This window comes from Deltaproteobacteria bacterium (genome assembly GCA_003194485.1).
Classification (GTDB): Bacteria; Desulfobacterota; Dissulfuribacteria; order Dissulfuribacterales; family UBA3076; genus UBA3076.
Genome location: PQXD01000001.1, coordinates 126,719 through 133,390, shown reverse-complemented (window position 1 = coordinate 133,390; position 6,672 = coordinate 126,719). Strand labels below are relative to the sequence as shown.

General features: G+C 47.6%; 9 protein-coding genes. 4 read left to right on the top strand and 5 right to left on the bottom strand.

What is annotated here, in order from left to right:
* On the bottom strand, positions 1-345 hold a 345-nt coding region (locus C4B57_00695), incomplete at its 3' end, for a hypothetical protein (GenBank protein PXF56004.1).
* A gap of 307 nt (positions 346-652) precedes the next feature.
* On the opposite strand from C4B57_00695, the gene C4B57_00690 reads away from it, so the two are divergent.
* Positions 653-862 (top strand): hypothetical protein, encoded by a 210-nt coding sequence (locus C4B57_00690; protein PXF56003.1) that lies wholly within the window; start codon positions 653-655, stop codon positions 860-862.
* Between the two features lie 398 nt (positions 863-1,260).
* The gene (locus C4B57_00685; GenBank protein ID PXF56002.1) at positions 1,261-1,506 is read left to right on the top strand and encodes a hypothetical protein; all 246 of its coding nucleotides are present in this window, start codon (positions 1,261-1,263) and stop codon (positions 1,504-1,506) included.
* Here C4B57_00685 and C4B57_00680 read toward each other — a convergent pair.
* Positions 1,494-2,447, bottom strand: coding sequence for an LD-carboxypeptidase (locus C4B57_00680; GenBank protein PXF56001.1), 954 nt, complete (start codon positions 2,445-2,447; stop codon positions 1,494-1,496). The genes C4B57_00685 and C4B57_00680 overlap by 13 nt on opposite strands.
* Before the next feature lie 21 nt (positions 2,448-2,468).
* Positions 2,469-2,699 (bottom strand): hypothetical protein, encoded by a 231-nt coding sequence (locus tag C4B57_00675; GenBank protein ID PXF56000.1) that lies wholly within the window; start codon positions 2,697-2,699, stop codon positions 2,469-2,471.
* A gap of 43 nt (positions 2,700-2,742) precedes the next feature.
* Here C4B57_00675 and C4B57_00670 point away from each other — a divergent pair, with 43 nt between their 5' ends.
* Both C4B57_00670 and C4B57_00665 read left to right on the top strand, forming a co-directional pair.
* Positions 2,743-3,684 (top strand): integrase, encoded by a 942-nt coding sequence (locus tag C4B57_00670; protein ID PXF55999.1) that lies wholly within the window; start codon positions 2,743-2,745, stop codon positions 3,682-3,684.
* Positions 3,685-3,739: 55 nt separating this feature from the next.
* Positions 3,740-4,180: a hypothetical protein gene (locus C4B57_00665; GenBank protein PXF55998.1), complete on the top strand. Its 441-nt coding sequence runs from the start codon at positions 3,740-3,742 to the stop codon at positions 4,178-4,180.
* A 38-nt stretch (positions 4,181-4,218) separates the two neighbouring features.
* Here C4B57_00665 and C4B57_00660 read toward each other — a convergent pair whose 3' ends face one another.
* Both C4B57_00660 and C4B57_00655 read right to left on the bottom strand, forming a co-directional pair.
* Positions 4,219-5,109, bottom strand: a complete 891-nt coding sequence (locus tag C4B57_00660) for a lytic murein transglycosylase (protein ID PXF55997.1) — start codon at positions 5,107-5,109, stop codon at positions 4,219-4,221.
* Positions 5,093-6,442, bottom strand: coding sequence for a M23 family peptidase (locus C4B57_00655; GenBank protein PXF55996.1), 1,350 nt, complete (start codon positions 6,440-6,442; stop codon positions 5,093-5,095). The genes C4B57_00660 and C4B57_00655 overlap by 17 nt, the downstream gene beginning before the upstream one ends.
* Positions 6,443-6,672: the final 230 nt, after the last annotated feature.

Genomic DNA, 6,672 nt, shown 5'->3' with positions numbered 1-6,672 from the left:
AATAAAAAAGAGGAGATTATCAGATGCATTGATCCTTATTTTTTCTTCCCTGGAGGAATCAATGGCCTGAAAAAAGATGTCTATATACAGCCTAGCTGCTTCAGGCCCTTTGGGGTGGGTTCGGAGCACATGGAAGTAATTAAGTGCATAGGTCCGTGCCGCCCTTACAATAAATTCCCAGTTTTTGTAGGGATGGCATATCTCTTCAAGGAAGGACTGTAATCTCTCTTTGACGCCACGGTACTCTCCCATGACCTCCTGCAGGATTTTATATCTCTGGTCAACGGTAACATCAACGCGGCTGTAAGCAATATTGACCTCTAAAGCCCTGGATGACATGTCCATATATTCTCCTGCTGATTAAAAGCTCACTATTATAAGATACTATGTTGTGGAGGCGCTGGGAATAGTCTTTGCTATCTGGAAATTTGAAATTGGAAAGTAGAAATTTGGGTAAGTGGAACAAAGAGATTCAGAACACCGTGGACTATCGGATAATATGATCATCTTAAACAGTGTAAGAGCATGAAGGCCAAATTTCCAATTTCAAATTTGTAAATATTCGGTGAACCCGTTATATCCTGCCTTGGAGCGGTTACCTTTTTCCGGGTTTCAAAGCTCACTCATCGCAGACCGAAAGGGGCAGTGCAATTTGGCCCGCGATCGAAACCCTGCAAAAGGCAAACCGCTCCTGCGGCAGGGCACGGATGGCAACCGTTCACTGGCAGGGGATATTTCTTTGAACAGTTTAACGGAAGCCCCCGTAGTTTTCTCGGCTTTTGCTGTGGGGGAAACCCCGGCTCCTGAGCGCAGCGAAGGAGAACGGGGAGGGGGCAAAACTCCCCCATGTCAAAAGCCTTAAGAAAACAAGGGGCTGAAGTGTTAAGTGAAAAGAAATATCCCCTTCCAGTGAACGGTCTGCACAATGGACTTAAAACCGGTCACAGGGGAGCTTCTTTATGGAGACGATTTGCGTCAGCCCCGCAAGTTTTCCTGGCTTTTGCTGTGGGGGAAACTGCATCGCCTGAGCGCAGCGAAGGAGAACGGGGAGGGGGCAAAACTCCCCCATGTCAAAAGCCTTAAGAAAACAAGGGGCTGAAGTGTTAAGTGAAAAGAAATATCCCCTTCCAGTGAACGGTCTGCACAGTGGGCCAAGGGTTCATAAGAATATTTACGAATTTCAGGTTTCAAATTTCAATGCCAAAGTATAAGATGAACAAAGTGTAAACCACTCTATGAAGGATACAAGAAGCCCGGATCATGGCCCTTCAAAATATAGTCCGGATCATGGCCCAAATGTCTGGTACCGTGGTGGACATGAACCCCTCACTCAGGCCCGGCGTACAAGTAAAGGAAGGTGAGGAGCTTTTGACACTGGAGAGGATGAAGCTTTTCTGCACGGTTTCAGCTCCGTGCACAGGTGTGGTGACTGCCGTAATGACAGGGCCTGGCAGCAGGGTTTCGGAAGGGAAGATATTGCTTGAGATGGAGGTTCAGGGGCGCTGAAGTCCAGGCAGTCCTGTCATTGGTTTCAGGAGGCCCTTGTCTCCATCCAGTTCATAGTACCCGCCAATTAACAGTGGATAATTGTCAGGTATATGGCCTACGGGAAGATCAGCAATTATCGGGATCCCGAGGGATCCGAACCGGTCCTGCAGCAGTATGTGCAATAGCCTTTCAGGCTTTCCATCTCCGAGGAGATAGCCCACAGCAATTCCTGCCAATCTGGATAGCCTTCCTGTGAGTAAAAGCTGCATCAGCATCCGATCAAGGCGATAAAGAGCCTCATTATGATCCTCGATCAAGAGAATCGCTCCATCCCACCCTGGCTCATAGGCCGTACCGATAAGATGTGTAATACAAGTCAGATTTCCCCCAATGAGTGGACCTTTCGCCTTGCCGGTACTGAGGGCGGTGCCGGAAAGACCGGGAAATTCTCCTTGGTCAAGGCAGGTCCATAGTGCTTTTCTTGCAGGTTCTGTCGTATCCGGCAGAGTTGAGACAAGGGGGCCGTGTATTGACAGACGACCTTTTTGAACAAGAGCTGAGTGGAGCAGGCTTACATCACTGAAACCTATCAGTATCGGAGCCTCATTTCCAATCCGGTCCCACGGCACCATGCTCAGCCAACGAAAGGAGCCGTATCCTCCCCTCAAACACCATACGATATCTATAGATGTATCCAAGAGAAGATCTGCAAATCTGTCGGCCTGGAGTTGGTCTTTACCTGCAAGATAGGGCAGGGAAGGCATATATTCGGTCTGATCAGGAAATATATCATTTGTGATCTCCAGCCAGGGAGCTTTTTCTTCAATTATCTTAAGACCTGCCTCCAGCTTTTCTGATTCAGGCGGGCTGGAGGGAGCAAAAAGCGCTGCACGGCGGGACCTGGTATGGATTGAAGAGCACACTTTCCTTGACTTTATCTTGGTATTTATTAATTTTATCTTACTTTTAGAGGGTTAGTTCTAAAATCCGTATTTTCCCCGGCAAAAATCCTGAAACACGATCATGAAAGCACGAAAGCAGGTCTTCGTGCCTTCGTGATCAATTTCTTTATTTTCAAGCCCGTTTGGTTCCGGCTTGTCCGGGTTAGGGCGGTTAGCCAAAAAGTCTCTCAATAACGCCTTTGATTGTGCGCGGGCGACATATTTGAGAATATATAGTACAATATTTTTGAATAGTACTTTAGCGTACATTTATGGAATATTACCAGAAAAAATATACAGTGAGATAAAAAATATGGGACAAAGAAAAGATTATTACAAGCTGCTTGGTGTTACAAAGAATGCCTCTCCTGAGGAGATAAAGAAGGCATTTCGAAAAATGGCGCTCAAGTATCATCCGGACAAAAATAAAGGGGATAAAACCGCTGAAGAACGCTTTAAAGAGATCAACGAGGCCTATGCAGTTTTGAGTGATCCTGAAAAACGCCGTCAGTATGATACCTTCGGTTCTACGGAATTTCATCGCAGATTTACACAAGAAGACATCTTCCGGAACTTTGATTTTTCCGATATTTTTCAGGACATTGGAATCGGCAAATTCTTCTTTGGCGGGCGAGGTGGTACTGAAGTCTCCTTTGATGAAATCCTGGGGCAGGCCTTTGGTTCGATGGGCGGAGGCCCTGGTGGACATGCATTTAAACGAGGTTTTCAGTATTCACAACCAATCGGACAGGATGTGGTTTTGGAATTGGCCCTTTCCCCAAACGAGATCATTAAGGGTTCACACAAATTGATATCTATCCGGACAGGCGGGAGTCCTGAGCGAATCTCCGTGCATATACCAAAAGGCATCAGCCCGGGAAAGAAAATCCGGGTGGCAGGTAAAGGGGCACAGGGACCCGGAGGCAGAGGAGACCTCTACCTGCTGATCAGTCTCAGGTTAGATCCTGGTTTTCGTTCAAGCGGCTCAGATGTAGAAGTGGACAAGGTTGTGAAGTTTACCGACGCATGCCTGGGCGCAGAAGTGGAGGTTCCGACTGTGGAAGGAGGGATGGTGAGGCTCAAGATTCCTGCAGGCACACGGTGTGGACAGAAGTTGCGTCTGAGGGGGAAGGGTCTCCCAACTGCCACTGGTGGCCGTGGAGACGAATATGTTCGAATAATGATTGAAGTGCCGGCCAGGCTGACCTCTAAACAGAAGGAGCTGGTCCTTAAGTTGAAAAGGGAAGGACTTTAGCTGTCATAAAGCAACAGTTTTTTGATCCTTCGCTATTTGGTAAGGAGGAATACAAATGTCATACAGACAAAAACCGTTCGCCACTTTGATAATTTCCTTTACGGCGGCTGTACTGAGCGCCGTTTCAATTTCCTCTGCAGGTTCAGGGCCAAACATGCAGGAGGGCTTGTGGGAGATCACTGTTAAAATGGAAATGCCCGGCATGCCGATGAACATGCCCTCGATGACACACACTCAGTGCATCACGAATGAAGACATGGTTCCCAGTGGCTCTCCTCAACAGGCCGAGGAGTGCAAAATCACCAGGACCAAAATGGAGGGTGATACAGTGACATGGACCATGGAGTGCGATAGTCCGGAAGGCAAGACAAGGGCAACCGGTAAAATAATATACAGTGGAAACACCTTTAAGGGCACAATCAAGATGACAATGAAAGAGGGCATGGAAATGACTCAACACCTCAGCGGCCGGCGCATCGGTAATTGCAAGCAGTAGAAAGGCTTAATTTCGAATCTGCAAACGCCTATAGAGTATCATCTATTTTCATTACTGCCTGAAAGCCTTTCTGCCACATCGAGTACAGTCCCTGCGTATGGGAAGCTGTAGTTATATCTGAGGATGACCGCCTCCTGCTCATTGCGGTCGAGATCGTCTTTCCATCCGTGGCTTCTTAAGTAATTGGCCATACTGGCGAGGGCATCGGCCCTTGAAAACAGGTCTATCTTGCCATTATGGTCCTGGTCAATTCCAAAGCGAAGGGCGTTTGAAGGCATGAACTGGCACAGTCCTATTGCCCCGAAGATTGAGCCTTTGATTTCCAGGAGATCTATTTGGTTTTGCCTGGAATAGATGAGAAGCGCCCTGAGTTCCTCATAGGCCCACCGGGATTTATCCCTGAGCTTTTTTCCCAGGCGTTCTCCCTCGGCAGATTTAAGCAGTTCAGGGGAAAGCCATGGTTTCACACTGTCTATATCAGTAGCTGCGGCCATGCTCGCCAATATATTAAAGGCGCGACCCGAGCCCAGGTAACGGCCAAGGTCTGTCTCCACAAGAAGAATTGCCACTTCTACTTCCTTGGGTACACCGTATTCATCTTCTATCCGGGTTAATACCTTTCTATGCGTATCCAGAAAGGCCCTGGCCCTTGAGAGACGTTCAGGCCTGAGGAACTTACTGTAATCAAGTTCGCTTTCCTTGTGAGAGAGCTTGCGCGGCATGACCCCGGGATCAAATTGAACTTCGCGTCTGGCAAATATGCCGCGAATTGTCGTTTCGTCCTCCCCGTCCTCTATTAAATGTTTTATGAGAGGTTCCCAGATAGAGGCATTCGTGGCCCTGAAGGCAGGACACGAAACAGGATATATAAGAGAGGAAAGGAAGAAAAAAACAAGAAGAGCTAAAGGAGACCTAACCCAGCCATCCATCCGGACGTTTCCTTATTTTTCTTGTTTCAATCAGCAGGGTTTTGGGGCCTGAATCATTATTGAGGAGTTGTTTCCAGCCGCTTTGTTTTTCAATATAGTCATCCAGTACCCTGCCTGAGAGCCTGGATTTGGGCTTGAACTTCATGTTGAAGGGATTTTTGAATACACCGTTTTCCTTGATTCGGTAGTCAAGATGCGGTCCGGTCGACAAACCACTTGACCCTACATAACCTATTATTTGTTTCTGCTCGACACGGACTCCTTTTTTTATGCCTTTGGCAAACCTGGAAAGGTGCCCGTAATAAGTCTTGTAACCTCCAGGGTGTTTTAAGACAACGATCCTGCCAAAACCCCTCTGCCAGCCGACAAAACTGACTCTGCCATCTGCCGTAGCCATCACGCGTGTACCAACAGGAGCGGCAAGATCCACGCCGTAGTGAGGACGATAGACCTTGAGGATCGGGTGCAGACGTCTCTTGGAAAACCTGGATGAAACTCTATAGACAGGAAGAGGGGATCTCAAAAAAGATGCCCCGATTTCCCTGCCGGCAGAATCATAGTATTTTCCATTGGCCTGACCCTCGGGCTTGTAATAATAGGCATCAAAGGCCCTGTAATGGTTTTTGTACCGTGCCGCCACTATCCGGCCGTAGCCGACAAAACGACCGTCCTTGAAATATTCTTCAACGATTACGTCGAACTGGTCGCCGGGCATGGTTTCAGTGTTAAAATCCAACCTTGATGCAAATATATCTGCAAAGGCCATGATAAGCCTGCTGCCAACCCCTATCCTTGTGAAGGCAGAAAACAGGGAGCTTTCTATTTTCCCTGATAGCTTTGTCAAACGGCATTCCAGCAGAACCGTGGCCCTGAAGGCATGGAATTCACCTGTGCCATCTTCACCGGGCTCTAATGTAAATATTTCAAGCGGCCCTTTTTCATAGGTACATCGAATCAGCTCTCCGCGATCGTCCAGACATACACGGAAAGAATCCCCGGGCCTGCATTTCCTGAAATCAACGACCGTTGAAAGCCCTTTAATTACCTGAGATTCCAGGGCACTATCCACCAGCTTGTTTCTTTCCAGGGCATGGGAAAATGTCTCGCCGGACCTGATAGTACCCTTGACTATGACAGCCGGTTCTATTTTCGCCGTATAGCCGGTGGCAGCTTCAGTATCTTTGTTTTCGACCGGATCGGCCTGTTTTGATGTAAATGTATTCTCTGCGCGCGAGATCAGCCGAAACCTGTAATCGTCTATCCAGAAATAGAATGACAGGACACATAAAAGGACAAAAAAAAGGACGAAAATACGTAAAAGACTATTATTCATAAGTAGCCGTTTAAAGGTTCGGGGTTCAGAGACTCATAACGACTCCGGGCCACTATCCGGGATCGATCTTTATCACATATTTAACCAGAACACAACAGTATTTAGGTAATCTCTGGATATTTCATATAAGCGCAGGCGAATTTTGTGACGCAGCACAGGAGGCTCTTTTGAGCCTTCAGAGGCAAGCTGTGATCGTCTTTTCTCAAGCTATGGGTAAAAATACCACCATA

Excerpts from the sequence above, each read along its gene's own strand:
- C4B57_00665 (PXF55998.1), top strand. The coding sequence starts at position 3,740 with ATGTCATACAGACAAAAACCGTTCGCCACTTTGATAATTTCCTTTACG.
- C4B57_00670 (PXF55999.1), top strand. The coding sequence starts at position 2,743 with ATGGGACAAAGAAAAGATTATTACAAGCTGCTTGGTGTTACAAAGAAT.
- C4B57_00685 (PXF56002.1), top strand. The coding sequence starts at position 1,261 with ATGGCCCTTCAAAATATAGTCCGGATCATGGCCCAAATGTCTGGTACC.
- C4B57_00660 (PXF55997.1), bottom strand. The coding sequence starts at position 5,109 with ATGGATGGCTGGGTTAGGTCTCCTTTAGCTCTTCTTGTTTTTTTCTTC.
- C4B57_00655 (PXF55996.1), bottom strand. The coding sequence starts at position 6,442 with ATGAATAATAGTCTTTTACGTATTTTCGTCCTTTTTTTTGTCCTTTTA.
- C4B57_00675 (PXF56000.1), bottom strand. The coding sequence starts at position 2,699 with ATGTACGCTAAAGTACTATTCAAAAATATTGTACTATATATTCTCAAA.